The sequence below is a fragment of the Nocardia noduli genome, from assembly GCF_019038455.1.
Taxonomy (GTDB): domain Bacteria; phylum Actinomycetota; class Actinomycetes; order Mycobacteriales; family Mycobacteriaceae; genus Nocardia; species Nocardia noduli.
The window spans coordinates 41,404-64,931 of record NZ_JAFMPL010000036.1; the positions used below are offsets into that span (position 1 = coordinate 41,404).

General features: G+C 66.9%; 27 protein-coding genes. 17 read left to right on the plus strand and 10 right to left on the minus strand.

Annotated features, from left to right (window positions below):
• Positions 1-3: 3 nt before the first annotated feature.
• The 6 genes from JZ792_RS20400 to JZ792_RS20425 all read right to left on the minus strand — a co-directional run bounded on the left by JZ792_RS20400 (position 4) and on the right by JZ792_RS20425 (position 4,115).
• Positions 4-261 carry a gas vesicle protein GvpG gene (locus tag JZ792_RS20400; protein ID WP_216912293.1) on the minus strand — a complete coding sequence of 86 codons (258 nt, stop codon included), beginning with the start codon at positions 259-261 and terminating at the stop codon, positions 4-6.
• 4 nt (positions 262-265) lie between these two features.
• Complete coding sequence (locus JZ792_RS20405) at positions 266-1,027, minus strand: GvpL/GvpF family gas vesicle protein (RefSeq protein WP_254190091.1); 762 nt, start codon at positions 1,025-1,027, stop codon at positions 266-268.
• Positions 1,027-1,440, minus strand: coding sequence for a gas vesicle protein GvpJ (gene gvpJ, locus JZ792_RS20410; protein WP_216912297.1), 414 nt, complete (start codon positions 1,438-1,440; stop codon positions 1,027-1,029). Before gvpJ ends, JZ792_RS20405 begins: the two co-directional genes overlap by 1 nt.
• Complete coding sequence (locus JZ792_RS20415; protein WP_216912299.1) at positions 1,437-2,699, minus strand: SRPBCC family protein; 1,263 nt, start codon at positions 2,697-2,699, stop codon at positions 1,437-1,439. The genes gvpJ and JZ792_RS20415 overlap by 4 nt, the downstream gene beginning before the upstream one ends.
• Positions 2,700-2,704: 5 nt before the next feature.
• Entirely contained in the window at positions 2,705-3,316 is a 612-nt protein-coding gene (locus JZ792_RS20420; RefSeq protein ID WP_216912301.1) for a hypothetical protein, read from the minus strand.
• A 622-nt stretch (positions 3,317-3,938) separates the two neighbouring features.
• The gene (locus JZ792_RS20425; RefSeq protein ID WP_216912303.1) at positions 3,939-4,115 is read right to left on the minus strand and encodes a hypothetical protein; all 177 of its coding nucleotides are present in this window, start codon (positions 4,113-4,115) and stop codon (positions 3,939-3,941) included.
• 228 nt (positions 4,116-4,343) lie between these two features.
• Between JZ792_RS20425 and JZ792_RS20430 the strand changes: the two genes are divergently transcribed.
• Genes JZ792_RS20430 through JZ792_RS20455 form a run of 6 tightly spaced genes read left to right on the plus strand, consistent with a single transcriptional unit; the run spans position 4,344 to position 11,867 of the window.
• A complete protein-coding gene (locus JZ792_RS20430) occupies positions 4,344-5,654 on the plus strand; it encodes a glycosyltransferase (protein WP_216912305.1) in 1,311 nt (436 codons plus the stop codon).
• Complete coding sequence (locus JZ792_RS20435) at positions 5,651-6,760, plus strand: polyprenyl synthetase family protein (RefSeq protein WP_216912307.1); 1,110 nt, start codon at positions 5,651-5,653, stop codon at positions 6,758-6,760. Before JZ792_RS20430 ends, JZ792_RS20435 begins: the two co-directional genes overlap by 4 nt.
• A gap of 10 nt (positions 6,761-6,770) precedes the next feature.
• Positions 6,771-8,300: a phytoene desaturase family protein gene (gene crtI / locus JZ792_RS20440; RefSeq protein ID WP_308165369.1), complete on the plus strand. Its 1,530-nt coding sequence runs from the start codon at positions 6,771-6,773 to the stop codon at positions 8,298-8,300.
• Complete coding sequence (locus JZ792_RS20445) at positions 8,297-9,286, plus strand: phytoene/squalene synthase family protein (protein WP_216912309.1); 990 nt, start codon at positions 8,297-8,299, stop codon at positions 9,284-9,286. The genes crtI and JZ792_RS20445 overlap by 4 nt, the downstream gene beginning before the upstream one ends.
• Positions 9,283-10,860 carry an FAD-dependent oxidoreductase gene (locus JZ792_RS20450; RefSeq protein ID WP_438804353.1) on the plus strand — a complete coding sequence of 526 codons (1,578 nt, stop codon included), beginning with the start codon at positions 9,283-9,285 and terminating at the stop codon, positions 10,858-10,860. The genes JZ792_RS20445 and JZ792_RS20450 overlap by 4 nt, the downstream gene beginning before the upstream one ends.
• Positions 10,857-11,867: a Rieske (2Fe-2S) protein gene (locus JZ792_RS20455; RefSeq protein WP_216912311.1), complete on the plus strand. Its 1,011-nt coding sequence runs from the start codon at positions 10,857-10,859 to the stop codon at positions 11,865-11,867. The genes JZ792_RS20450 and JZ792_RS20455 overlap by 4 nt, the downstream gene beginning before the upstream one ends.
• Before the next feature lie 21 nt (positions 11,868-11,888).
• Here the strand turns inward: JZ792_RS20455 and JZ792_RS20460 are convergent, their stop codons facing one another.
• Positions 11,889-12,221: a hypothetical protein gene (locus tag JZ792_RS20460; RefSeq protein ID WP_254190092.1), complete on the minus strand. Its 333-nt coding sequence runs from the start codon at positions 12,219-12,221 to the stop codon at positions 11,889-11,891.
• 395 nt (positions 12,222-12,616) lie between these two features.
• Between JZ792_RS20460 and JZ792_RS20465 the strand changes: the two genes are divergently transcribed.
• On the plus strand, positions 12,617-13,828 hold the full coding sequence (locus JZ792_RS20465; RefSeq protein ID WP_216912312.1) for an alkane 1-monooxygenase: 1,212 nt from the start codon (positions 12,617-12,619) through the stop codon (positions 13,826-13,828).
• A gap of 88 nt (positions 13,829-13,916) precedes the next feature.
• On the opposite strand, the gene JZ792_RS20470 is transcribed toward JZ792_RS20465, so the two are convergent.
• Positions 13,917-14,774 (minus strand): cyclopropane mycolic acid synthase family methyltransferase, encoded by an 858-nt coding sequence (locus JZ792_RS20470; protein WP_216912342.1) that lies wholly within the window; start codon positions 14,772-14,774, stop codon positions 13,917-13,919.
• Positions 14,775-15,068: 294 nt separating this feature from the next.
• A complete protein-coding gene (locus JZ792_RS20475; RefSeq protein WP_216912313.1) occupies positions 15,069-15,389 on the minus strand; it encodes a MerR family transcriptional regulator in 321 nt (106 codons plus the stop codon).
• A gap of 152 nt (positions 15,390-15,541) precedes the next feature.
• Here JZ792_RS20475 and JZ792_RS20480 point away from each other — a divergent pair, with 152 nt between their 5' ends.
• From JZ792_RS20480 to JZ792_RS20490, 3 genes are all read left to right on the plus strand, one after another.
• Positions 15,542-15,961, plus strand: a complete 420-nt coding sequence (locus JZ792_RS20480; protein WP_216912315.1) for an Hsp20/alpha crystallin family protein — start codon at positions 15,542-15,544, stop codon at positions 15,959-15,961.
• 95 nt (positions 15,962-16,056) lie between these two features.
• Positions 16,057-16,212 (plus strand): hypothetical protein, encoded by a 156-nt coding sequence (locus JZ792_RS20485; RefSeq protein WP_216912317.1) that lies wholly within the window; start codon positions 16,057-16,059, stop codon positions 16,210-16,212.
• 131 nt (positions 16,213-16,343) lie between these two features.
• On the plus strand, positions 16,344-17,078 hold the full coding sequence (locus JZ792_RS20490; protein ID WP_216912319.1) for a PAS and ANTAR domain-containing protein: 735 nt from the start codon (positions 16,344-16,346) through the stop codon (positions 17,076-17,078).
• A gap of 121 nt (positions 17,079-17,199) precedes the next feature.
• Here JZ792_RS20490 and JZ792_RS20495 read toward each other — a convergent pair whose 3' ends face one another.
• Complete coding sequence (locus JZ792_RS20495) at positions 17,200-17,379, minus strand: hypothetical protein (RefSeq protein ID WP_216912321.1); 180 nt, start codon at positions 17,377-17,379, stop codon at positions 17,200-17,202.
• Positions 17,380-17,764: 385 nt separating this feature from the next.
• Here JZ792_RS20495 and JZ792_RS20500 point away from each other — a divergent pair, with 385 nt between their 5' ends.
• The 7 genes from JZ792_RS20500 to JZ792_RS20530 form a co-directional block, all read left to right on the plus strand.
• Positions 17,765-19,594: a hypothetical protein gene (locus JZ792_RS20500; RefSeq protein ID WP_216912344.1), complete on the plus strand. Its 1,830-nt coding sequence runs from the start codon at positions 17,765-17,767 to the stop codon at positions 19,592-19,594.
• A complete protein-coding gene (locus JZ792_RS20505) occupies positions 19,591-19,776 on the plus strand; it encodes a hypothetical protein (protein WP_216912323.1) in 186 nt (61 codons plus the stop codon). The genes JZ792_RS20500 and JZ792_RS20505 overlap by 4 nt, the downstream gene beginning before the upstream one ends.
• Positions 19,773-20,159 carry a hypothetical protein gene (locus JZ792_RS20510; protein ID WP_216912325.1) on the plus strand — a complete coding sequence of 129 codons (387 nt, stop codon included), beginning with the start codon at positions 19,773-19,775 and terminating at the stop codon, positions 20,157-20,159. The genes JZ792_RS20505 and JZ792_RS20510 overlap by 4 nt, the downstream gene beginning before the upstream one ends.
• A complete protein-coding gene (locus tag JZ792_RS20515; protein ID WP_216912327.1) occupies positions 20,156-21,487 on the plus strand; it encodes a hypothetical protein in 1,332 nt (443 codons plus the stop codon). The genes JZ792_RS20510 and JZ792_RS20515 overlap by 4 nt, the downstream gene beginning before the upstream one ends.
• 108 nt (positions 21,488-21,595) lie before the next feature.
• Positions 21,596-22,345: a glycosyltransferase family 2 protein gene (locus JZ792_RS20520; protein WP_216912329.1), complete on the plus strand. Its 750-nt coding sequence runs from the start codon at positions 21,596-21,598 to the stop codon at positions 22,343-22,345.
• 9 nt (positions 22,346-22,354) lie between these two features.
• Positions 22,355-23,281, plus strand: coding sequence for an acyl-CoA dehydrogenase family protein (locus tag JZ792_RS20525; RefSeq protein ID WP_308165370.1), 927 nt, complete (start codon positions 22,355-22,357; stop codon positions 23,279-23,281).
• The coding region (locus JZ792_RS20530; RefSeq protein WP_216912330.1) for a PIG-L deacetylase family protein at positions 23,278-23,528 on the plus strand (251 nt) is incomplete at its 3' end. The genes JZ792_RS20525 and JZ792_RS20530, both read left to right, overlap by 4 nt.

A 23,528-nucleotide genomic window follows, 5' to 3' on the forward strand; every position in this document is an offset into this window, starting at 1 on the left:
GAGTCACTCCTTCCGGTCGAAGCCGGTCACGTCATCCGCGGCTCCGGTCATACGTTCCAGGACCGCCTGCTGGGCATCCCTGGCCTCCGCATCGGAGATGTGCCCGGCCGCGGCAGCGCGATCGATCTCCTCGAGTTCGCCGCGTAGCGCCGCGGGATCATGCATCTGCTGCTCGACCTGGTCCTGGATCACTTCGCTGAGCCAGATCACTCCGCGCACCGGCGCGAGAGGCAACCCCAATATCGATGAGAGCAGACCCATAGCCTCACCCCTCGGGTTCTTGCTTGGTCACGAAGTCGTAGGCCGCCATCGGTCCGAGCAGGTCCAACTCCACGCGGTCGTCCCAGTCATCGGCGAGTCCGCGCAATGTTTCCTCCAGCTCGTGTTGCCGGGACAACTCGACCAGCACCGCGATGTGGACGGCGTCCTCCTCGCTGCTCGGTTCGCGGTAGTTGATCAGCGGTTCGAACCTCTCCAGCTCGGAAACCGTCCTGCGGGTGTCCTCGGCTCGTTTGGCCTCGATCGCCTGATTGATCAACTCGCCCAACGCGATCCGGGCGTTGCGGGTGGCGTCCTCGGATTTGTCTCGGATCTCCTCTCGGAGTCGAGCCGCCTCGGCGTTCTCGTCGAGCAGTTCCCGCAGGACGGTGTCCTCGACATAACGGCCCCTGATCACGAATTGCGCGCGGCCCTCGAGTTGGGCAAGAGCTGCCTGGAATTCGGTCTCGTTCGCCTCGAGTAATTCGTTCTCCACCGCCGCGGTGTCGGTCATGACCGCACCGAACCGCAGGGGCAGCACCGGTGCCACGGTGGCGGACCCGTCGAGCAATTCGGCGTGGACGGTGAGGTCCTCGGGCGTGCCGAGAGGCCGGGTGGAGGTGAGCGTGCTGATCAGCGCGGCGACCTCGCCGTGCCGGACCACCGCGACTTCCCCCGGGGGATCACCGACGCCGGTGGCGTGCGGCTCGGGCTCGACGTCGGCGGGCACGATGCCGTAGACATACACCCCGGTCGTGTCGGTCGCCATCATCGTTCCCCACGCCCGGATTGCCTCGGCGCGGTTCGGCGTTCGTCCTGCACGTCGCCGAGGAATTCGCTGACCTTCTCACCGGCCGCTTCCAGCGCGCCTTTCGTCTTGTGTTTTGCCGCGCCTTCGGTGACACCGCCGACGATATCGGTCAGGCCCTTCGGTTCACTGCTCGATATCTCGAGCCGGTTGACCGCCTCGGCGAAACGCAGATACGTGTCGACACTTGCCACCACGACACGCGCGTCGATGGTCACCAGTTCGATGCCGACCAGCGATACGCGGGCGTACGCGTCGATGACCAGGCCCTTGTCGAGAATGGTGTCGATGACATCGGCCAGACTGGAGGAGTTCGGCTTCGCCATCGTGCCGGTCCCGCCACCACCTGCGCCTCCCGCGGGTTCGATACTCATCGGCTCGCACCTCTACTCTCGCTCGGGCGGCGGGTCACCGGGCTCTTCCGCCGCGCGGCCGGTCGGCGGCGAGCCCGTGCCGGTTCTTCCTCCGCGTCCGGCTCCGGCTGGTCCGCCTCGTGCTCGTCGGTCTCGCCGTCCTCGGTCTCGTCGGTCTCCGTCTCGTCCGGCTCGTCGTCCTCCGGTTCTTCCTCCACGGACGCTTCCTCGGCACGCTCGTCGTCGACATTCTCCTCAGCACGCTCGTCGTCGACATTCTCCTCAGCACGCTCGTCGTCGACATTCTCCTCAGCACGCTCGTGGGCGGAGTCTTCCTCTTCCGCACGCCGTGCTGTTTCGTCGTCCTCGACCACTTCGCCGTCGTGGATCTCGCCGTGCCAGCCCACGATGTCGTCGCTGTGCAGCACCGCGTCCGTCATGACCTGCCGCTGGAACTGCTTGAGTTCAAGACGACACCGGCGACCCGCAGCGCGCCAGAGATTGGCGGTCTTCTCGAACACTCCCTGGGGGTGGTACTCGAGCACCACGAGGATGCGGGTGAGACCCGGCGTGAGTTCGTGGAAGGTGACCGCGCCGTCGATATAGCCCTTGGCGCCTTTGGAACGCCAGATGATCCGCTCGAACGGCACCTGCTCGACGATCGTGGATTCCCACGTCCGTCTCGACCAGAACACCTTGCCGGTCCAGGTCATCTTCTCGTCGGACACCTGTTCGACCTGTTCGAGTTTCTTGGTGAACTTCGGGAAATCCCCGAACTGGGTCCACTGGTCATAAGCCAGTTCGAGCGGGACACCCACGTCGATGTACTCGACGATATTGGTCAGCTTCAGCTTCTTGCCGCCTTTTCCCTTTCCCTTACCGCCGGTCAACGATTCCTTCACCGACGCGAACTTTTCGCGGACCGAGTGCCCGAGCTTGCTCACACCACCGCTGACTGCCGCCTTCACAGGCGAGGCGCCTCCGGCCAACTTCTCCGCACCGGTCACCGCCGCCAGCAGATTCCCTTCGCCGCCGTCGGAGTACTCCGTCAGCCGTCCGGCGGTGTTCGATACTCGATCCGACAGCTTCGACACCGCCCGCTCGGCCAGTGTGCCCGCGAGGTTCTGCACCGACTGCTGCAATGTGCTCGTCGGGGTGGCGGCCTCCGCGGTCTTCTTGGCTGTCGATCCGGCCCGGGTAGCGGCTCCTGTGGCCCGGCCCGCGGTCTCGGTCGCCACCTTGCCGACTCCAGTTGCCGTGTCACGCAACGTCTTCGTCATCGCCCTCACCTCCTCGTGCGTCGTACCGGCGCTTCGTCGGCGTCGGCACGACTACGACGGCGGGCGGCCGAGGACGACGTCCGATCCGCGGGCCCTGCCCTGCGGGCCGAGGTGCGCGAGCCGGATTTCCCAGCGGTCGAAGTTCCAGACCGCCGAGCCGGCCTCCGCTTCGCGGCGGGCCGTCCGGCCTCCTCCTCGTCTTCGTCGTCGAATTCCTCGTCCTCCTCGGCGGAGCCTCGCTCATCGTCTCGGAGCTGTTCGTCGTAGTCGTCTTCGTCGGATTCGGTTTCTTCCGATTCATCGCGGTCCTCGTCCGCGACGAGCGTCGTCCCCTGCTGCAACCGATGGTTGAGCGCGTCGATGCGGTTGCTCGCGGCGGCGACCGCGGCCGACCGGATCGCCCCCAGCAACTCCCCTCGTACTGTGTCGGTGAGCTGGGTCAACTCAGGCGACGATTTCACCAGCGACGTCCCCAACTCCAACAGGTCCCCCTTCGTACCCGAGGACCGCCGCGCCATCGCCGCACCGGCCAAACCGAGCGCGAAACGCATCTTGCGGGTACGACCCAGGACGTAGCCGATGCCCACCCCTATCGCGATTCTTGTTCCACCCTGCATGTTCACTCCTTGCTCGTTCGACTGCCGCGGCACCGGTCCGGTCCAGGTCGGTCGAGCTGTGACACCCCGATGTGGAGTTAGACCACACTGCATATGGCCGCACTTCAGCGTATGCCTAGTTACCTCACGGGTCGATGGTTCTGCCTGCGAAGATTCAGAAAATATGCTGCGTCTACCGTGATCCAGCGATCGACAAGTCAAGAGCCGTTCGGCATCTCCGTCTCACGCGCCCCGAGTCCGCCCAAAACCCTTGGGGCGCCCGGTCACCGAGCACGGAAGTTGTCGCTCGCCGTTTCCGATGAAGCCCGCGTGATGGATCGGGACGACTGCCTCTCCTCGAATTCGACTGTTCCACTGAGCCGCTTCTTCGTGCAGGACGAATCCGCGAAGTCGCGACAGCCTCCTCATGATCCGCTGCCACGCACTCGAGACCACCGCGCACTCGATAACACCGGGCACTCACACACCGTCGGCGAATCACGGACCTGCGGAATCGCCGCGCTCGAGCACCGAGGCGAGGTGTTTGAGGTCATTGCCTGCGGGTAGGGCATCGCGTAGATCCCACCGGATCTCCATCGCCCGACCGACCGACGACAGTGGTCGACCGGCGGTAAAGCGCACCTCACCGCACAGAGGAGGGTGCGCCGACGTCGGCGGCGCCGACGATGGACAGCCGGTGCGCGATCACCAGGGCGCTCGGGCATCCGATGCCGGACGACGCGCGATGCCAATCGTCGGCACCGCGGATCAGCGCGTGGCTTCGAATGCGACGTCCCTGTTGTCCGACTGACCCGGGCAACAGCGACCACCATCTCCGCGCACTTCGCCAGCTGCATCGAAACTGCATCGTTTCGCGTAGGATGAACGAATCCGCTTCGGAAAGGGGTCGTCGTGAACAGCACCGGCACAGATCTCCGCGCGCGTGCCCGACTCGCTCGGCCATCCTCACCAGGGCCGTCGCGGACCGCGGTGCGGATGTCACGGGCAGCGAAATATCGACCGATCCGCCGAGTGCGGGATTGACGCCGTGGCCCGGTATCTGCTCGCCGCCACCCCGGTCCCCGGACATGTGACGCCCATGCTCGCGGTCGCCGCCGACCTCCGTCGTCGCGGGCACGAGGTCGCGCTGCTCACGGGCGCGGCATTCCACCGGGCGGCGACGCGGGTCGGCGTCACGCCGCTCCCGCTACCCTCGGCGGCGCAACCCGCTCCGATGTCGTCCCGGCGTGGTCCGCTGCCCGGGATGGTCCGCCGCTGGCTGATCGGCCGTTCGGAATTGCGGGCGGCCTTCCTCGCACCGCTCGCATCGCAGTACCGGGCGCTGAGCGCGGCGATCGACCACGATCGCTACGACGCCGTCCTGGTCGATGTGATGTTCACCGGAGCGATTCCGCTGCTGCTCTCCGCCTGGCCACGACCGCCACTGCTGGCATGCGGTGTCGTGCCGCTGATGTTGTCCAGCGTGGATACGACGCCCTTCGGTGTCGGGTGGTCGCCACGCCGAGGTCGCGATCACACGATGATGAACAGATTCGTGCACGAGGTGCTCTTCCGTGCGGAGCAGGCGCGACTGGACACGATCCTCGGTGAGCTCGGGGTGGGGCGCGCGCCGGTCTTCTTTCTCGATTGGCCGGTACTCGCCGACCGTCTCCTACAGTTCGGCTCCCCCGCTTTCGAGTATCCGCGTCGCGATCTGCCGCCCTCGGTGGTGTTCACCGGCCCCCTCCCGCCGCCGGACACCGGGATGACACTGCCCGAGGGATGGGAGGTGTTCGCGAGCGGGCGGACGGTGGTGCACGTGACACAGGGGACGTGGGACAACGACGATTTCGGTCGGCTGATCCGGCCCACCCTGTCGGCACTCGGCGGACGCGACGATCTGGTCGTCGTGGCCACCACCGGCGGGTCGTCGGCCCCGCTCGGCCCGGTGCCGTCGAACACACTGGTCCTCGACTATGTGTCGTACGCGAGGCTGTTGCCCCATGTGGACGTCATGATCACCAACGGTGGGTACGGCGGTGTACAACAGGCCCTCGGCCACGGCATCCCCGTCATCATCGCCGGAGATACCGCCGACAAACCCGAAACTGCCGCCAGAACAGCGTATTTCGGCGTCGGGATCGATCTCGGAACAGCGCGCCCGAGCGCCGCGAGAATCGCCGCGGCGCTCGATCGCGTACTGGCAACCGACGACTTCCGCGCACCGGCGCGGCGAATGGCCGACGAAATGGCCGAACACACGCCGTTCCGGACGATTTCGGATGTTCTGGCCTCCCTGACACGGCCCGCGCGGCCGCGAACAAGTGAGCGGACTACACGGAAAGAGAGACTCCGGTGAGCATCGCACCTCCGGGCCCGGCGTGGCCACCGACACCCACGGTGGCCGCCTCCGACGCTATCGGATTCGACGATTGGCGCGCGGAGGTGCGCGGCCGCGTACTCGGCGAAGTCGTCGACTTCCTCCGCGGCGTGCGGATCGATGGATCGCTCTGGCCCGGCGCCGAGGACGTACTCCGGCAGTACGCCACCGGCGGCAAGGGCCTGCGATCGACCTTCATGTACCTGGGATGGCTGTGCGGCGCCGAGCCGGACGTCGCCGCTCTGCGCGCCGCGGCCAGTCTGGAACTGGTGCACGCCTTCGCCCTGCTCCAGGACGACGTCATGGACGACGCTGTCCTGCGCCGTGGTGAACCGGCGGCGCACGTCCGCTTCTCCCGCGGCTATCGGCACGACGACGCCGCGGCCGCACTGCGTTTCGGTGAATCCGCGGCGATCCTGCTCGGCGATATGTGCCTGGTGTGGTCCGAGCAGATGCTTCGGCAGAGCGGGTTGGAGGCGAGCGCGTCGGCACGGGTGTGGCCGCGCTACGACGCCATGCGGATCGAACTGGCGATCGGTCAGTACACGGATCTGACCAACGATGTTCGTCGTCGCCCGACGATGGACGATGTACTGGCGATCGCGCGGGCGAAATCCGGCAACTACACCGTCGCGCGGCCGTTGCAGCTCGGCGCGGCGATGGCCGGATGCGGCGATGACGTACTGAACATGTTGACCCGCTACGGAACTCGCATCGGCGAGGCGTTCCAGCTACGGGACGACCTGCTCGGGATATTCGGTTCCGCCGCGGTCACGGGCAAGCCCGAGGACAGCGACCTCGGGCAGCACAAGGCCACCACCGTCGTGGTGGCGGCACTCGACGCGGCAACCCCGGCGATTCAGCGAGAACTCTCCGAACTGGTCGGCCGCCCCGTTCTCGACCACGCCGCGCTCGAGCGTTGCCGGGACCTGATAGACGCCTCGGGCGCGCCCGAACGCGTCGAGGCGATGATCACCGATCGGGTCGACGAGGCGCTCCACGCCCTCGACGATGGTCCGCTGGCCCCCGGGCGGCGGACCGCACTCGAACAGATGGCGCTGCTGTGCACCGCACGGCAGCAGTGAGGAGCCGGTTGTGCGCGTAGTCGAACGCAATGCGGAGCATGTCGTCGTCGTGGGCGCCGGGTTGGCGGGACTGTCGGCCGCCATGCACCTGGCAGGCCGCGGACGGGCCGTGACGGTGGTGGAGCGAGCCTCGGTGCCCGGTGGTCGCATGGGCCGCCTCGACGTGGACGGCTACCGGATCGATACCGGCCCGACCGTGCTGACCATGCCGGATCTGGTCGATGACGTCTTCCTGGCGGTCGGGGAACGGACCGCCGATCGCCTCGAACTGATGCCGGTCGCGCCCGCCTATCGCGCGCACTACGCCGACGGGCGCACCCTCGATGTACACAGCGACCGGGACACGATGCTGCGGTCGGTCGCCGAATTCGCCGGTCCCGGCCAGGCGGACGGCTATCGGCGGCTGCGCGACTGGCTGACCCGGCTCTACCACGTCGAATTCGATCGTTTCATCGCCGCCAATTTCGATTCACCGCTCTCGATGCTGACCCCCGACCTCGCCCGACTGACAGCGCTGGGCGGCTTCCGCGGCTGGGATCGCCGCATCGCCGAGTTCATCACCGAACCGGATCTACGACGCGTCTTCACCTTTCAATCGCTGTACGCCGGCGTCGCCCCCGACAAAGCGCTGGCGATCTACGCGGTCATCGCCTATATGGACACCATGGCGGGTGTGTACTTTCCGCGTGGCGGGATGCGGGCGTTACCCGACGCGCTCGCCGCCGCGGCCGAAGCCGCCGGGGTGCGGTTCCGCTACGACACCACCGTGACGGGCCTGGTGCGCGAAGGATCGAGTATCCGCGCCGTGCACACCGATCACGACGAGCGAATCGACTGCGACGCCGTGGTGCTGACCACCGAGCGGCATCGCGCCCACACGCTGCTCGGCCATCGTTCGCGTCGCCCGATCCCGGTTCGGGCCGCCCCCTCGGCGGTGGTGCTGCATGTGGGGTGTGATCGCGGCTCGCTCGACCTCCCCCACCACTCGCTGCTGTTCGGCGCCGCCTGGGAATCGACCTTCCGAGAGATCATCGGCGACGGCCGGGTCATGTCCGATCCTTCGCTGCTCGTCACCCGCCCCACCGCGAGCGATCCGACGCTGGCCCCCGAGGGGCGCGAACTCCTCTACATACTCGCCCCGGCCCCGAATCTCGAGCGAGGCGAGATCGACTGGCCGAATTTCGCCGCCGAGTACGCCGAACGGATTCTCGCCACCGTCGGGCAGCGCCTCGGAACCGCCGCGCTCGCCGATCCCGAAATCCTGCGCGTGGTCACCCCCGCCGATTGGGCCGCCCAGGACATGCTGGCAGGCAGTCCGTTCGCCTTGGCGCACACGCTGTCCCAGACCGGTCCGTTCCGGCCCGCCAACATGATTCGCGGCATCGACAATGCCGTACTCGCCGGCGGTTCCACGGTGCCCGGCGTCGGAATCCCCCCGGTACTGATCTCCGGACGCCTGGCAGCGGACCGTATCACCGGCCCGGTACGCACCGTCCCTGACTCACCCATCCGCCCTTATAGCCGATCGGAGCCGAGATGACGCGCACCGAACTCGACGCGGCGGGGATCACCGATCCCTCGCTCCGCGATTCCTACCGAATCTGCCGCGAACTCAATGCCCGCCACGGCAAGACCTTCTTCCTGGCGACCCGGCTGCTCGCACCGGATCAGCGTCCCGCCGTGCACGCGCTCTACGGTTTCGCCCGCCGTGCCGACGACATACTCGACGAATTCGATCCTCGGCTCACCACCGGCGATCGCGCCGCTCGGCTCGGCACTCTCGCAGCACAATTCGCACAGGGCGACGCGGACGGCGACCCGGTGCTGGCGGCGGTCCTGCACACCGCGGAGAGCTATCGCATCGGCGACGACCTCTTCGATGCCTTTCTGACCTCGATGCGGATGGACCTCTCGGTCACCGACTATCCGGATCGTGCCGCACTCGATGTCTACGTGTACGGATCGGCCGAGGTGATCGGGTTGCAACTACTGCCGATCCTGGGAACGGCCTGCCCTGAGTCCGAGGCGGCACCGTACGCGGCGGCGCTGGGCAAAGCATTCCAGCTCACGAACTTCCTGCGCGACATCGACGAGGATCTGGCACGCGACCGTGTCTATCTGCCCGCCGACGAACTGGCCGCCTTCGGTGTGGATCGCGAACTGCTCGGGTGGTGCCGAGCGAACGGCAGAGTAGTCCCGAAGGTTCGTCGCGCGCTCGCCGCCCAGCACGAGACAACAAGGCGCATATATGAATTCGCCCGCGAAGGCATCCGATGCCTCGCGCCGAGGTCTCGGCCGTGCGTATCGACGGCGCTGCTGCTGTACTCCGACATCCTGGGCTGCATCGAGGACCGCGACTTCGACGTGTTCGGACGCCGCGCCACCGTCGGAAACCGGCGGCGCGTCAGAGTCGGGGCCGAGGGGCTGCTGAGGGCATGGTGGGCGCGCCACGGTGCGCGCGATCCCCGTCCTTCCACGACATCTCACGCGGATTCCCGGTCGACCGGAACAGGGACGATGCGGTGAGGACCGCACCCACCGTCTACGGCACCGACGAGCGGAGGGTGCGCTACCCGGGTGCGCCCGGACTCGCCGACGTGGCCGTGGACGGAGTCCGGCCGCGCGCGGTGGTGATCGGAGCCGGGATCGCCGGTCTGGCGGCCGCGACCGGACTCGCCGAACGCGGTTTCCACGTCGAGGTGATCGAGCGCGAACGATATCTCGGCGGACGAGTGGGCGGCTGGACCGAGCGACTGCCCGACGGCACCGAGGTGGCGATGAACCGCGGCTTCCACGCCTTCTTCGCCCAGTACTACAATCTCCGAAAGTTGTTGGTGCGCAGCGATCCGGAACTGAACCGATTGCGTCGCGTGCGCGACTATCCGCTCGTCGACTCGCAGGGGCGCCGCGACACCTTCCGCGATCTGCCTCGCACACCCCCGTGGAACGCGCTGGCCTTCGCCTTCCGTAGCCCGACCTTCCAGTTGCGTGATCTGATCCGCGTGAACGCGCGTGCCGCCGCACCTCTCGCCGCGGTGTCGGTCCCCAGGATCTACGAGCAACTCGATCATCTCGACGCCGAGACATTCCTGCGCGACATCAATTTCCCCCGCGCGGCGCGCCATCTCGCCTTCGACGTCTTCTCCCGCAGCTTCTTCCTCGAGCCACACCGGATGTCGGCCGCCGAACTCGCGACGATGTTCCACATCTACTTCCTCGGATCGAGTGAGGGACTGATATTCGATGTGGCACAGGACAATTTCGATGTCGGTCTGTGGATTCCGCTGGCGGAATATCTCACCGTCCCCGGCGTGGCGGGTCGGCCTGGGCGCGTCGAATTCCGTACGGGCGTCGGCGTCACGGGTATCGACAACCGCGATGACGACACCTTCCGGGTGAGCGTCGACGACGGCTCCGCTCTCGACGCGGACGCCGTCGTCATCGCCACCGACATCGCGGGTCTACGTGACATCGTCTCCGCGTCACCGGCGCTCGGCGATGCCGACTGGCGCTCGCGTGTCGCGGCAGCGGGAGTCGCGCCCGCCTTCGCGGTGCTGCGTTTGTGGCTCGACCGGCCGGTGCACCCCGACCGGCCCGCGTTCCTGGCGACCGGAGACCTCGCACCGCTCGACAACATCAGCGTGCTCGACCGCTACGAGAACCAGGCGGCCGCGTGGGCGCGCCGCAATGGCGGAAGCGTCGTCGAGTTGCACGCCTACGCCGTGGCCGACGGCGCACGAGACGCGCTGCGGGGCCGTCTCTTGGCGCGTTTGCACGAGATCTACCCCGAAACCGTCGACGCCGACATCGTGGGAGAGTGCTCGGTATGGCGCCGGGACTGTCCACGATTCGGCCCCGGTGATTTCGCTCGACGCCCCGGCATAGCGACACCGCATCCTCGGCTGATGCTGGCGGGCGACGGCATTCGCGTCGACCTGCCCGTCGCCCTCATGGAACGCGCCGCCACCACCGGATGGCTCGCCGCCAATGCTCTGCTGCGGCAATGGGGCGCGGCCGAGCACACCGTACAGACCGTCCCCGCCGACGGTCGCTCGGCGCTGTTGCGCACATTGGCCACCCGCGGGGGTGGACCCCGATGAGCCCCGGTCGCGATCGTCCGATACGTCCGAATCCACTACAGCGTTTCTCCCCCGAGCGGTGGTCGAAGCAGGAGCCCACCTATCGCGACGCCGACCCCGCTCTGATCGCGGCCGCGCTGCACTGGTCCCAGCAACGCCCCTCCGGCAACTGGTTCGCCTTCGCCGCGGACACCGAGATCCGCGGTGACCGTCCCTTCGGCACGGAGGTCGGCGGCACCGAGATCGTCGCGTGGCGAGACGCCGCGGGTACCCTCCGTGTCGGACCGGGCGCGTGTCCGCATCTGGGCGCGCCGCTGTCCCTCGCCGCGATCGAGGACACCGCGTTGATCTGCCGCTGGCACGGCATGCGCGTCGGTGCGGACGAATCAAGCCGCTGGTGTCCGTACCCGGCCTTCGACGACGGCGTCCTCGCCTGGGTTCGGTTGGACGCGCTCGGCGGCGAAACACCGACGGAAACGCCGATTCTGGGCATTCGACCATCGGACACGACGGTGCACGCCGTGACGCGCGTGGTCGGCGTGTGCGAACCGCGCGACATCATCGCCAACCGCCTCGACCCCTGGCACGGCGCCTGGTTCCACCCCTATTCCTTCGCCCGGCTACGGGTCACCAGGACTCCGCCACGGAAGGGGATCACCGTCGACACCCACCCCTTCGTGGTCGAGGTGACCTTCCGGGTGACGCGCCGCTACGGGGTGCCCGTGGAAGCCGAGTTCAGCTGCCCCGACCCGCGCACCATCGTCATGCGCATTCTCTCCGGCGAAGGTGTGGGCAGTGTCGTCGAAACACATGCCACGCCGATCGGCCGCGGCCACGACGGCAGGGCACGTACGGCGGTGATCGAAGCGGTGATCGCGGACTCCGACCGGCCGGGGTTTCGGCACGCGCGCAGGGTCTTACCGCTGCTGCGCCCCCTGATGAACTACGCGACGACTCGGCTGTGGCGCGACGATATGGCCTACGCGGAACGGCGCTACGATCTGCGCCTTCGAACCGACACCGTATGACTTTTGTTCATACCGTCACTGTCAATGCCCTACTTGATCGGTCAGGGCGAGACCCTCTTTGGCTTTGATCCGACGGTGCTCGAGGATCAGCCAGCCCGAACCGCCCAGGATGCCGACGGCGCACACGATCGCGGCGATGATCGCCCACCCGTTGAAGCCGTACGCTGCCGCGGTCAGGGTGAGCCCCAGAGCGACGATCCCGATCGCCCACAATACGATCCCGGGAATGTTGTAACCGTCCTGGATGCCTTCACCGGCGTGGCTACGCGAGGTACGCGCGTGATCCGGGAAATTCACATAACCCTCGGGAGCCGCGCCCCGGTCGTGGGTACGTTGCGTTTCACTATCCGGCATGACAATTCTCCTTCGAACGCTGTCCCGCCCATAACCTGGGGCTTCACCGTTTCGACGCGGGTAAACCGGTTCCCGATCATCGATCCCATTACGATCGAGACATCACCGCTTTTCTCGGACCCGGAGCGGTCGTACCATGCCCGGTGCGGTTCGAAACAGTTTACTTCAATGAATACTTCATTGACAGTTTACGGAGCACCCGGGTACATTTGCGGACACTAAAATTGTTGCAGGACGGTCCATTCGGCATCTGAAATAACCACCCGCCGAATGTCGACAACGAAAAAGACCGGTCGCGTAGCGGGTACGACACCAGTACCAGGTCGTCATGAAGGTCGCCGGTGAGCGGATCGGGCGGCGGAAAGACTTCGACGGACGTAATTCGACTCACATGGATGGCTGTTATGGTCTTCGAGGATTCGGACTCTCGCGACCCGAAGCGCTATCTCTGGATCATGGGCACGATAGCTCCGGGTTGCGCACTGCTTCCAGTTATTTTGGTTACCGTCACCGGTTTGCAATTGTTCTGGTGGATCGGCCCGATCATCATCTTCCTGCTGATACCGCTGCTGGATCTGGCGATAGGCGAGGACCACAGCAACGTGCGCGACGAAGACTATGAATCCCTGTCCGAGGATCGGTACTACAGGTGGTGTACCTATCTGTTCCTGCCGCTCCAGTTGACCGGTCTCATCGTCGCGGGATACCTCTGGTCCGACATCGGCCTGAACCTGCTCGACAAAATCGGGTTGGCGGCGACGCTGGGCGTCGTCTCGGGTATCGGTATCAACGCCGCTCACGAACTCGGCCACCGATCCGAACACCTCGAACGCCGGATGGCGAAGCTGGCCTTGGCACAATCCGGATACGGCCACTTCTTCGTCGAACACAACCGCGGACACCACGTCCGCGTCGCGACCCCCGCCGATCCGGCGAGCGGCCGCTTCGGCGAGTCGCTGTGGGAGTTCTTGCCGCGCACCATATTCGGAGGCTTGCGCTCGGCGCTGACACTGGAGCGCGAACGCCTGTCCCGCAAGGACAAACCCTGGTTCAGCCCCGACAACCACATCCTCCAGGCCTGGTCGATGACCTTCGCATTGTTCGCGACCATGATCCTGGCCTTCGGCTACGTGATCATCCCGTTCCTCCTGCTGCAAGCGCTGATCGGGATCGTGCTGGTCGAAGCCGTCAACTACATCGAGCACTACGGGTTGCTGCGCCCACGCCGACCCGACGGCCGGTTCGCCCGCTGCTCACCACGCGACAGCTGGAACAGCGATCGCCTGGTCACGAACGTATTCCTGTTCCACCTCCAGCGACACAGCGACCACCACATCAACCCCGGTCGCCGCTATCAGACGCTGCGTGGCTACGAGCAGGCGCCACAACTCCCCGGCGGCTACGCCTCCATGATCCTGCTCGCCGCCGTTCCCCCGCTCTGGCGTGCCGTCATGGACCACAGGGTGCTCGCCCTCTACGGCGGTGACATCGCACTCGTCAACACCAAACCCGCACCTCATCGCCGACTGCCACGGCTGCTGCGAAGAACCGGTCGGCGCCGCGGCGGGGGCGGACCACCGGTGCTGTCACCAGCGGATTCACGGTAGCTACCCCGCCAGCGGGCATGGCTTGACTCACGGCCCGCGGATCGCCCGGCCGGAGCGTTCGAGGAGGACGAAGTCACGCCGTCGAACGTCAGGTCGTCAGGGTGAACTGCATGACGTCGAGATGCCCGCTGCGGAAGCGTGCCGCGCAGCCGGTGAGGTACCTCATGTAGCGGTCGTACACCTGCTCGGAAGTCATGCGCACCGCTTCGTCCCGATGCGCCATGAGCGCCTCGGCCCACAGATCCAGGGTCCGCGCGTAGTGACTCTGCAACGGCTGGATCCGCTCGGTGCCGAATCCCGCGCGCCCGGCCAGCCGCGTGACTTCGGCGGCCTGAGGCAACTGTCCACCGGGGAATATCTCCCGTTTCACAAAGATATGAAACAGGGCATCTTCGCGGGTCACCGGAATGTTCATCCGCCGCATATCGTTCAGCGAATGTCCGATTATGGTGTGCAGCAGCATTCTGCCTTCCTCGGGCAGAATGCGACGACACTTCTCGAAGAAATCGGCATACCGTTCGTGCCGGAAATGCTCGAAGGCCCCGATGCTGACGATCGCGTCGACATCGTCGTCGAACTCCTCCCACCCCTGGAGCCGCACCTCTGCGTTCTCGAGACCTCGGCGCTCGATCTGACCCGCGACATGATCGCGCTGGTTCCTACTGAGCGTCAGGCCGATCACCCGCACCCCGTAGCATTCGGCGGCGCGTAATAACGTTGCACCCCAACCGCATCCGATATCCAGCAGGAGCGTACCCGGTTGCAGGTCCAGCTTGCCGAGCGCGAGGTCGATCTTCGCGAGCTGCGCCTGTTCCAGGGGAAGATCAGGGGGTTCGAAGTAGGCGCAGCTGTAGGTCATCGACGGGTCGAGGAACAGTCGGTAGAACTCGTCGGACAGGTCGTAATGCGACTGCACATCCTCGTAGAACGGCTTCAACGCGGCCATAGAAGATCTCCCTGTGATCGAGACAGATTTCTGACTGCAAACAAAGCGGACGAACGGCCGAACTTTCGTACACGCGGCACAGACCGGCGTCGGGTCCAAGTCCCCGTAATCACGGGAAGCGCGCGTCGGTACTCGTGGAGGCAGCGTATACGTCGATATCGACGGGCAGGCCGATTTCCGCGAGAAGTTGCGAAACCGCCTGGAAACGCTCACAGAATTGCACAGTGTGCCAATTCAGGAGCGAGCACCGGACGGATTCATAGCCGCTGCGCCGGACCCAGCCGGGTGTCGTGGTCAGGTCTCGTCCTGATCGACTCGGAGACGATCGTTGTCGGCACTGAGTTCGGCATTGACGTCTTCGAGATCGAGGATGCGCCCGATGCCCGCGAGGTTGACTCCCTGGGAGACCAGAGCCGTGATCCGATGCAGGCGCGCGAGATCGTCGCCGCTGTAGCGCCGCGTCCCTCCGCCGCTGCGCAGCGGCGTGATGAGACCGTGCTGCTCGTACAGCCTCAAGGTTTGCACGCCGATCCCGGCCAGTTCGGCGGCCACCGAGATCGCGTACACCGCATGCCCGGGATCGGGCAGCCGACTCCCTTGCTGCTCGCTTGTCATTGCGCCCCTCACTCCTGCGCTGCCATATCAGGTTTCCTATCGTAGCCTCTTGCACTCACCTTCCGGCAGTGCTAAAACAAATCTATGCCGGATGGCAGAGGTTATCTGGCAAGTACTACTACCGAGAACGGAGTGTGTTGGAGGTGGCGACCATGCTGATGCGTACCGATCCCTTCCGCGATCTGGACCGACTCACACAGCAGGTGTTCGGCACCGCGGCCAGGCCCGCGGTCATGCCGATGGACGCTTGGCGCGACGGTGACGAATTCCTCGTCGAGCTGGATCTGCCCGGTATAGATCCCGAATCCCTCGACCTCGACATCGAGCGCAACGTCGTGACCGTGCGCGCGACCCGCCCGGCCCTCGACGGCAGCCGCTCGATGATCGCCGCGGAACGCTCCCGCGGCGTGTTCAGCCGTCAACTGTTCCTCGGCGAAGGTCTGGACACCGACAATATTCGCGCCGACTACACCGACGGAGTACTCCGACTGGTGATCCCGGTCGCGGAGAAGGCCAAACCCCGCAAGATCGAGATCGGACACAGCGACAGCCGTCAGGCCATCACCGTCTGACACTGACGCAACTCTTCGTCGGCACGCCGACACGGGGTGGGTCCGAATTTTCGGACCCACCCCATACCCACCGGGAACGCATCAGGGAGGTGCCCATGACGACGCCCACTCGCGGTGACGCGCCGCGCGCCGCCACGCCGACAGTCACCGTCGACACCGCACGTGCACACGAGGGCGATGATCCTGTCTCGACGGACATCGGCTACACAGCCCCGTACACCGATGACGACCGATACGCGCTCGCCTACTGATCTCGACCGTTTCCGTCTCCGCAGCATCGAGGAAACTCGCCATGACCGAGAAGCCGCTCACCGACGACGACACCGAAGGCCGTCCGGTTCACCACAGCACATTCGAACCCTCATTCCAGGAATGACCGACCGTGACCACCGATGAAGCAGCGGGCCGCAACCCGACGGCACCGCCATCCAGACGCCTGACCGGCAGCTACCGTTTCTGGTTCGCCGACCAACGATGGGAATGGTCCGACCAGGTGGCGGCTCTGCACGGCTACCGGCCGGGCCAAGTGCGCCCGACCACCGAACTGCTACTGGCGCACAAACATCCGGACGACCGCGCCGAGGTCGCCGACACCCTCGCCACGGTCGTCCGTACCGGACTTCCGTTCAGCAGCCGACACCGCATCATCGACACCGCGGGGATCACCCGGCACGTGCTGGTCGTGGGCGATCAACTGCGCGACGACGCCGGCGAGGTCGTCGGAACCGCGGGGTTCTACATCGATGTCACCGACAACGTCCACGACCAACGCCGTGAAACCATCGACGAGATACTGCCCGACCTCGTCGCCGCGCGGGAGGTGATCGAACAGGCCAAAGGCGCGTTGATGGCGATCTATGGCATCAATGCCGAACAAGCCTTCGATGTGCTGATCTGGCGTTCACAGGAAACCAATACCAAACTCCGCGCTCTCGCGGAAGGACTCGTCTCGGCACTTCACGACTTCCGAGGCGCGGAGGTCCACACACGCGCGCGCTTCGATCACCTGCTGCTCACGGTGCACGAACACACCGAAACGCGAACTCCGCACTCCCAGAGAACACATCGCCACAATGGACAGCGACGTCGGCAATCGACCGACAGTCCGCACCGATAGCCGACAGCACACGCGCACGTCGTTGGATCGCTCTCCCACGGCGGTGTGATCACCGGACATCCAGAAGTGCTCGGTGTCGATGTTCGCGCCGCGAAAGATGTTTCGCGATTCGGAACCGAAGTCAGCCCGCGAGGCGGTGTTCGACCGGCGCGAGTTCGTGCTGACGCGTATCGTCCGAGCGCTCGGTTTCGAGCCCCATGACCCGTTTCCACCAGGTACTCAGAGGGCTGGGATCGGGCCACACTACCACCGGGTCGTTCTTCTGGCCTGCGTTCGCGGTGATCTCGGTCGTCTCGCGCATATTCGCGTCCCTCGCTGATACTGGACGGTGAGCCTCTGCTACTCGTATCACTCACCGATGAAACTTCGGCTGGACTGGCGTTCTACCCGCTCTTTTCGCGCTCAACCAGCATAGTCGGAAAGTTTTCCCGGCGGACACGAATTCGTCACGCGCCCGCGAGGGTCCACTCACTTGTTGCGCGGCCAGAATTCTCGTCTCGAGACAACGACGCGTCCGATGATTCATCGAACCGATAGCGGGTATCCGCCTCGTGCGCGCGGGTCAACGCAGCTACATCCAAGGCGCGACGCGGGTAGCGCCGCGAAACGCGTCTTTCATGATACCTTGCGTAACACATACTGGCGCTTCGCGATGGAGGTCTTCTGTGCTCGACGGTGTGCACCGGATGTGGCTGGCCCAGTCGGGTGGCGAGGGCGGCGGAGCCGCCTTGGATCAGGTCGCCGCCATGACCGGCGGCGCGGGCGTGATCGCGATCGCACTGTTGTGGGTGGGCTATCTGCACCGTACCCGGCGGATCACGTGGTTGCGGCGACTCGCGGACGGTCTCGGGCGAAAGTTCAACCGGCCCGGATGGGTGGCGTTGCCGCTGACGATGTTCCTGGCGACGATCCTGACCGCGCTGCTCGGCTTCATCTGGGATGTGAGCCTGCATGTCGGCAATGGCCGTGACGCGGGCCCGCTGGCCAATCCGGCGCACTATTTCATTCTCGTCGGGCTGTTCTTCCTCTTCACCGCGGGAATGTCGGCGATCGTGCTGCCGCTGGACGAGAAACCCGGCGCCGCCGCCGTGCGCATCACCCGCACCTGGTACGCGCCGGTCGGCGGGATTCTCCTGGCGGGCGCGGGGCTCTACGCGCTGATCGGATTCCCGCTCGACGATATCTGGCACCGGATGTTCGGCCAGGACGTCACACTGTGGGGCCCAACGCATCTCATGCTCATCGGCGGCGCGGGACTGTCCCTCGTCGGCGTTCTACTGCTCGAGTTCGAGGGCAGGAACAACCGGCCCGAACCGGATCAGCCCGACGGACGGTCGATGTGGCTGATCCGCGGGTTCGCCTTCGGCGGTCTGCTGATCGGATTGTCGGTCTTCCAGGTCGAATTCGATTTCGGGGTCGAGCAGTTCCGGCTCGTACTCCAGCCGATGCTGATCGTCGTCGCCGCGTCGATCACCTTGGTCGCCGCGCGCATGACTCTGGGCCCGTTCAGCACGCTGGTCGTCGTCGCTTTCGCCGTCGCGGTCCGCACCGTGGTCGCGGTTCTCGTCGGCGGACCGATCATCGACGCGCCTCGCAACGTGTTCCCGCTCTACGTGGGCGCGGCCGTCGTGGTGGAACTGCTGGCGCTTGCCGCACCGCTGTTCCGTCGCCCGCTGTGGTGGGGCGCGGTGAGCGGACTGGGTATCGCGACGATCGGGCTGTGGCTCGAATCCCTGTGGGTAGACGCGATGTTCGTCGATCCGTGGCCCACGGCGATGTGGCCGGAACTGCTCGCCATGGCGGTGCCGGTCGGCATCGCGGGCGGGGTGATCGGCGCGTTGCTGGCGACCGTCTTGCTCGGACGGCCGCTGCCTCGGCCTCCGGTGCGCCGCGCCCTGGTCGTCGCCGCGGTCCTGATCACGGCCGCGGCCACCACCAACGGGCTGCTCGTCGAGGTGCCGGACAAGGCGGAGGCCACGGTAACGCTCAGCGACACAACACCTTCGGCGGGCGGACGGATGGTGCTCGCCGATGTCAGGCTGTCCCCCGGCGACCTCGTCGGCTCCGATCCCGAATGGATCCAGATCCTGTCGTGGCAGGGCGGGATCGGCGGCGACAGTCCGGGTCGCGGTCTGGTCGTCGACCACCTGCGCCGGGTGGACGAGGGGCACTACGTCTCCACCGAACCTGTTCCGGTACACGGCTCGTGGAAGACCGTGCTGCGCGTGCAGGACGGTCGCCTCCAGGCGGCACTGCCGATCTTCATGGCCGCCGACCCCGGCATCGGGGCGCAGGAAGTCCCGGCGTCGACTACGTTCACCCGTCCGTTCGTCTCCGAGATCACCGTGCTGCAACGGGAACGCTCGTTCGACCATCCGTCCTGGCTGTTCGCCGCGGCGGGCCTGCTGGTGCTGCTGTGCAGCCTGCTGCTGGTGTGGGCGCTGTCGTGGGGCGCCGCCCGGATCAACGAGCGGTATCCGCACAGCGTCAGGACACCGGAACCGGTCGCCGGATGATCGCGGGCGAGGACCATATCGACGTACTCGCCGATCATTCGGTCCTGCTCGCCATCCCGGCCTTCCTGCCCGCCCTGCTCGTGGTCGGCGTGGTGGTGTTCATCGCCGTGCGCGACCGACGCGGCGACCACGACGACGATCGCCACGACGACTCCGAAGACCGTGACGAGGAACTCCGATGACATTGCGACGCCGAGCCGCGACGGTCCTGCTCGGCTGCCTGTTGACCGCCGGCTGCGCCGCCGCCGATCCCGTGGGAACCGAGTCGACGACCGCGACGGTGCCGGAAGATCCGGCCTCGGTCGTCGTCGAGGTGCGTCTCGCCGCGGGCTCGGTGAGTCCGGTCGACGAGCGGCGTGAGGCGAAGGTCGGGCAACCGGTGGAGATCGTGGTCGACAGCGACACCACCGACGAACTGCACGTGCACGGAACCCCGGAACACACCTTCCCGATCGTCGCCGCGACCGGACAGCGTTTCCGTTTCACCGTCGACGTCCCGGGACGGGTGGAACTCGAACTCCATCGCGCCCACCGCACGGTGGTGACGCTGCTCGTGCGCGGATGACGGTTCTGGCCCACGGTATCGGCGGGGCGAGCGATCTGCCGATACCCCTGTCCTACGCGCTCGTCGGCGCGGCCTGGGCGTTGACGTTCTCGTTCGCGATCCTGCTCTTCGCCTGGCGGGAACCGCGACTGGATCCGCGAAGCCCCGGGATCGCGCTGCCGAGGGTGCTGACGCGGGTGGTCGACGCGCCGATCGTCCGCGCGACCATCTCCACGCTCGGGCTGGCCGCAACGATCGCGGTGCTCGCGGTCGCGTTCTTCGGGTCCTCCGATCCCGCCGACAACCCTGTTCCCGGCGTCCTCTACATCTTCGTCTGGGTCGGTGTCATGGTGGCCTCGCTGCTGCTCGGGCCGGTCTGGAAGGCGCTGTCCCCACCGCGCGCGTTGCACCGGCTCGTCTACGGGCTGGCCGGTCGCCCCCTCGGGCACGGCCTGCTCCGCTGTCCGCGACGCTGGGGCCAGTGGCCCGCCGCGCTGGGGCTGTTCTCCTTCGTCTGGCTCGAACTGGCCTACTCCGACCCCGGCTCGGTGGCCGCGGTCACGACCTGGCTGGTGGGCTACCTCGTGGTGACCACGACCGGGTTGCTCCTCTGCGGCAGCGCGTGGTCACGCTACTGCGATCCGCTCGAGGTCTACAGCACACTGCTGGGCAGATCGAGCGCCATCGGCCGTGGCCGCGACGGCGAATTCGTCCTGCGGTCACCGCTGGACAACCTGGCGGGCACCCCCGCGCGAATCGGTTCGGTCGCCGTCGCCGCGATACTGCTCGGTTCGACCGCCTTCGACAGCTTCTCGACCTTCCCGTCCTGGCGCGCGCTGCTGGACGACGCGGGCGGCGGTGAATTCACCTCGACCGTGCTGCGCACGCTCGGACTGCTCGGATTCATCGTGATCGTCGGCGCCGGTTTCCATTTCGCGGCGCGGGCCACCGGCGGGGTCACCCGCGCCGAGCGCGCGCGGCTACCCGCCCGGCTCGCCCACAGCCTCACCCCGATCGTCGCCGGATACCTCGTCGCGCACTATCTCACCTTCCTGGTGGAGAAGGGGCAGGCCACGGCCATCCTGTTCGCCGACCCGTTCCAGCGCGGATGGAATCTCGCCGGACTCGCCGATCGCGATGTCGACTACCTGCTGTCCACACATCCCGCCGTACTCGGCACGATCAAGGTGCTCGCGGTGCTCACCGGCCATATCCTCGGCGTCGCCGCCGCCCACGACCGCTGCCTACGCCTGCTGCCGCCCTCGCATCGCCTCACCGGCCAGCTGACCTTGATGCTGCTCATGGTCGGTTTCACCTTCACCGGGCTCTACCTGCTGTTCGAGGCATAGCGGCAAGACGGGCGGCGCGGTGTGCGCACTGTTTGCCCCCGGCGGGCGGGGGTAGATCCCCGTTGTCCTCGAAGCAGGTCGAAGGCGGTGCCCGAAGGGTTGAAGGTGATGTCATCTCCGGTCGAAGTCTCCGACACCGACGATGAGCCCGCGCGGAGGTCCGCGCCGACGGCCGTCGTGGTGGTGGTCCCCGCCCACAACGAGGAATCGCTGCTGTCGCGATGCCTGCGCTCGTTGAGGCGCGCGGCGGGCGACGTCACGGTCCCGGTGCACGTCGTGGTGGCGCTCGATTCGTGCGTGGACGATTCCGCGCGACTGGTCCCGGCGACGATGTCGCGTGTCTGGACCGATGCCCGCAATGTGGGTGCGGCGCGTGCGGCGGGTTTCGCCTTCGCGGCCTCCGCATTCGGCCACGGCGGGCTCGACCGGCTCTGGTACGCGACCACCGACGCCGACTCGGCGGTTCCCTCGGACTGGCTGACCGCCCAGTTGTCGCATACCGACCGAGCCGACGTCACGGTCGGCACCGTCGCGGTGCGGTGGCGTGAGCGTGACGAGCACGTGCGCGCGGAGTACGAGCGCCGCTACCGCCACCGCCGCACCGCGGGCGGTCACGAACACGTCCACGGCGCGAATCTCGGATTCCGCGCCGACTGGTACCACCGCGTCGGCGGGTTCCGGCCGATGAGCGACGGGGAAGATGTCGACCTCGTCGCCCGTCTGGAGGCGGCGGGCGCGCGGATCGCCCGACCCGAGCAACCCGCCGTCCTGACCTCGGATCGTCTCGGCAACCGCGTTCGCGACGGATTCGCCGGATACCTGAGCGGCCTGACGAGCGCGCCACCCGACTGCGCGTGAGGAGAAACGGTGACCGAAACACCTGTGCACCACGATATTCCCGCCGACGAGGTGTCGCGGTTGCCGCTGCCCGGTTCGGGACGTACCGAAGCACGGTGGCAGGGCTTGATCGACCTCGCCCGGGCCGACGTGGTCAGCGGCCGCTTGGCCGAAGCACATGCCGACGCGTGCGCGATCACCCACGAACTGCATGCCGACACGCCGCGACCGGGGCAGCTGTGGGGCGTGTGGGCGGCTCAACCGCCCACCCCGGTGCTGCGGGCGAAGCCACACGCCGACATCGCCGTGCTGTCGGGGCGCAAGATGTGGTGCTCGGGGGCCGGGATCTGCACACACGCGCTGGTGACCGCCGATACGGACGCGGGCGCGGCGCTGTTCGCGGTCGATCTGTCCGAACCCGGTGTCACCGTCGTCCCCGGCACCTGGCACGGCGTCGGCATGAGCGGTTCGGCGACGTTCACCGTCGACTTCGACCGGGTCGCCGCGACGCCGGTCGCCGCGCCCGGCGACTACGTGGCCAGACCCGGGTTCTGGCACGGCGCGATCGGTGTCGCCGCCTGCTGGTTCGGCGCGGCCGAGGCGGTCGCCGACAAACTCATGAACGCACCCGGCGAGGATCCCCTGCGCGAAGCGCACCGCGGTGCCGTCGACGCCGCCCTGTACGCGGCACGCTGCGCACTGAGCTGTTCGGCCGCGGAGATCGATGCCGCCCCGGATGACATGCGCGCGGCAAGGATTCGCGCCAGGCGGGTGCGCGCGGTCGTCGAGGACGCGGCGACACTGACCATCGACCGGGTCGGACGCGCGCTCGGCGCGGCACCGCTGGGACAGGACCCCGTCCACGCGCGACGGGTCGCCGACCTCACCGTCTATCTCCGGCAGAGTCACGCCGAATACGATCTCGCCGACCTCGGATCCCTGGTCGGTCCTCGATGAGCGGGCGACGCTTCGCCGAATGCGAGATCTCCGATCCGGGCACACCGCTGCACGTGTGGCAGCCGTGGGTCCGGCGTCTGCCCACTGTCGACCCCGCCGAATTCGCCACGGCGCCTTTGCAGATCATCGCGCCGCATCCCGACGACGAAGTCCTCGGCGTCGGCGCGCTCGCCGCGTACCTCACCGACGCCGACGTCTCCGTATCGATCATCGCCGTCACCGACGGTGAGGCCTCCCTCCCCGGCTC

What these genes read in the sequence shown, in the direction of transcription:
- JZ792_RS20400 (WP_216912293.1), bottom strand. Translation starts at nt 261, where the DNA reads ATGGGTCTGCTCTCATCGATATTGGGGTTGCCTCTCGCGCCGGTGCGC.
- JZ792_RS20405 (WP_254190091.1), bottom strand. Translation starts at nt 1,027, where the DNA reads ATGGCGACCGACACGACCGGGGTGTATGTCTACGGCATCGTGCCCGCC.
- gvpJ (WP_216912297.1), bottom strand. Translation starts at nt 1,440, where the DNA reads ATGAGTATCGAACCCGCGGGAGGCGCAGGTGGTGGCGGGACCGGCACG.
- JZ792_RS20415 (WP_216912299.1), bottom strand. Translation starts at nt 2,699, where the DNA reads ATGACGAAGACGTTGCGTGACACGGCAACTGGAGTCGGCAAGGTGGCG.
- JZ792_RS20420 (WP_216912301.1), bottom strand. Translation starts at nt 3,316, where the DNA reads ATGCAGGGTGGAACAAGAATCGCGATAGGGGTGGGCATCGGCTACGTC.
- JZ792_RS20445 (WP_216912309.1), top strand. Translation starts at nt 8,297, where the DNA reads ATGACGCGCACCGAACTCGACGCGGCGGGGATCACCGATCCCTCGCTC.
- JZ792_RS20455 (WP_216912311.1), top strand. Translation starts at nt 10,857, where the DNA reads ATGAGCCCCGGTCGCGATCGTCCGATACGTCCGAATCCACTACAGCGT.
- JZ792_RS20460 (WP_254190092.1), bottom strand. Translation starts at nt 12,221, where the DNA reads ATGCCGGATAGTGAAACGCAACGTACCCACGACCGGGGCGCGGCTCCC.
- JZ792_RS20465 (WP_216912312.1), top strand. Translation starts at nt 12,617, where the DNA reads ATGGCTGTTATGGTCTTCGAGGATTCGGACTCTCGCGACCCGAAGCGC.
- JZ792_RS20470 (WP_216912342.1), bottom strand. Translation starts at nt 14,774, where the DNA reads ATGGCCGCGTTGAAGCCGTTCTACGAGGATGTGCAGTCGCATTACGAC.
- JZ792_RS20475 (WP_216912313.1), bottom strand. Translation starts at nt 15,389, where the DNA reads ATGACAAGCGAGCAGCAAGGGAGTCGGCTGCCCGATCCCGGGCATGCG.
- JZ792_RS20480 (WP_216912315.1), top strand. Translation starts at nt 15,542, where the DNA reads ATGCTGATGCGTACCGATCCCTTCCGCGATCTGGACCGACTCACACAG.
- JZ792_RS20485 (WP_216912317.1), top strand. Translation starts at nt 16,057, where the DNA reads ATGACGACGCCCACTCGCGGTGACGCGCCGCGCGCCGCCACGCCGACA.
- JZ792_RS20495 (WP_216912321.1), bottom strand. Translation starts at nt 17,379, where the DNA reads ATGCGCGAGACGACCGAGATCACCGCGAACGCAGGCCAGAAGAACGAC.
- JZ792_RS20500 (WP_216912344.1), top strand. Translation starts at nt 17,765, where the DNA reads ATGTGGCTGGCCCAGTCGGGTGGCGAGGGCGGCGGAGCCGCCTTGGAT.
- JZ792_RS20505 (WP_216912323.1), top strand. Translation starts at nt 19,591, where the DNA reads ATGATCGCGGGCGAGGACCATATCGACGTACTCGCCGATCATTCGGTC.
- JZ792_RS20510 (WP_216912325.1), top strand. Translation starts at nt 19,773, where the DNA reads ATGACATTGCGACGCCGAGCCGCGACGGTCCTGCTCGGCTGCCTGTTG.
- JZ792_RS20515 (WP_216912327.1), top strand. Translation starts at nt 20,156, where the DNA reads ATGACGGTTCTGGCCCACGGTATCGGCGGGGCGAGCGATCTGCCGATA.
- JZ792_RS20520 (WP_216912329.1), top strand. Translation starts at nt 21,596, where the DNA reads ATGTCATCTCCGGTCGAAGTCTCCGACACCGACGATGAGCCCGCGCGG.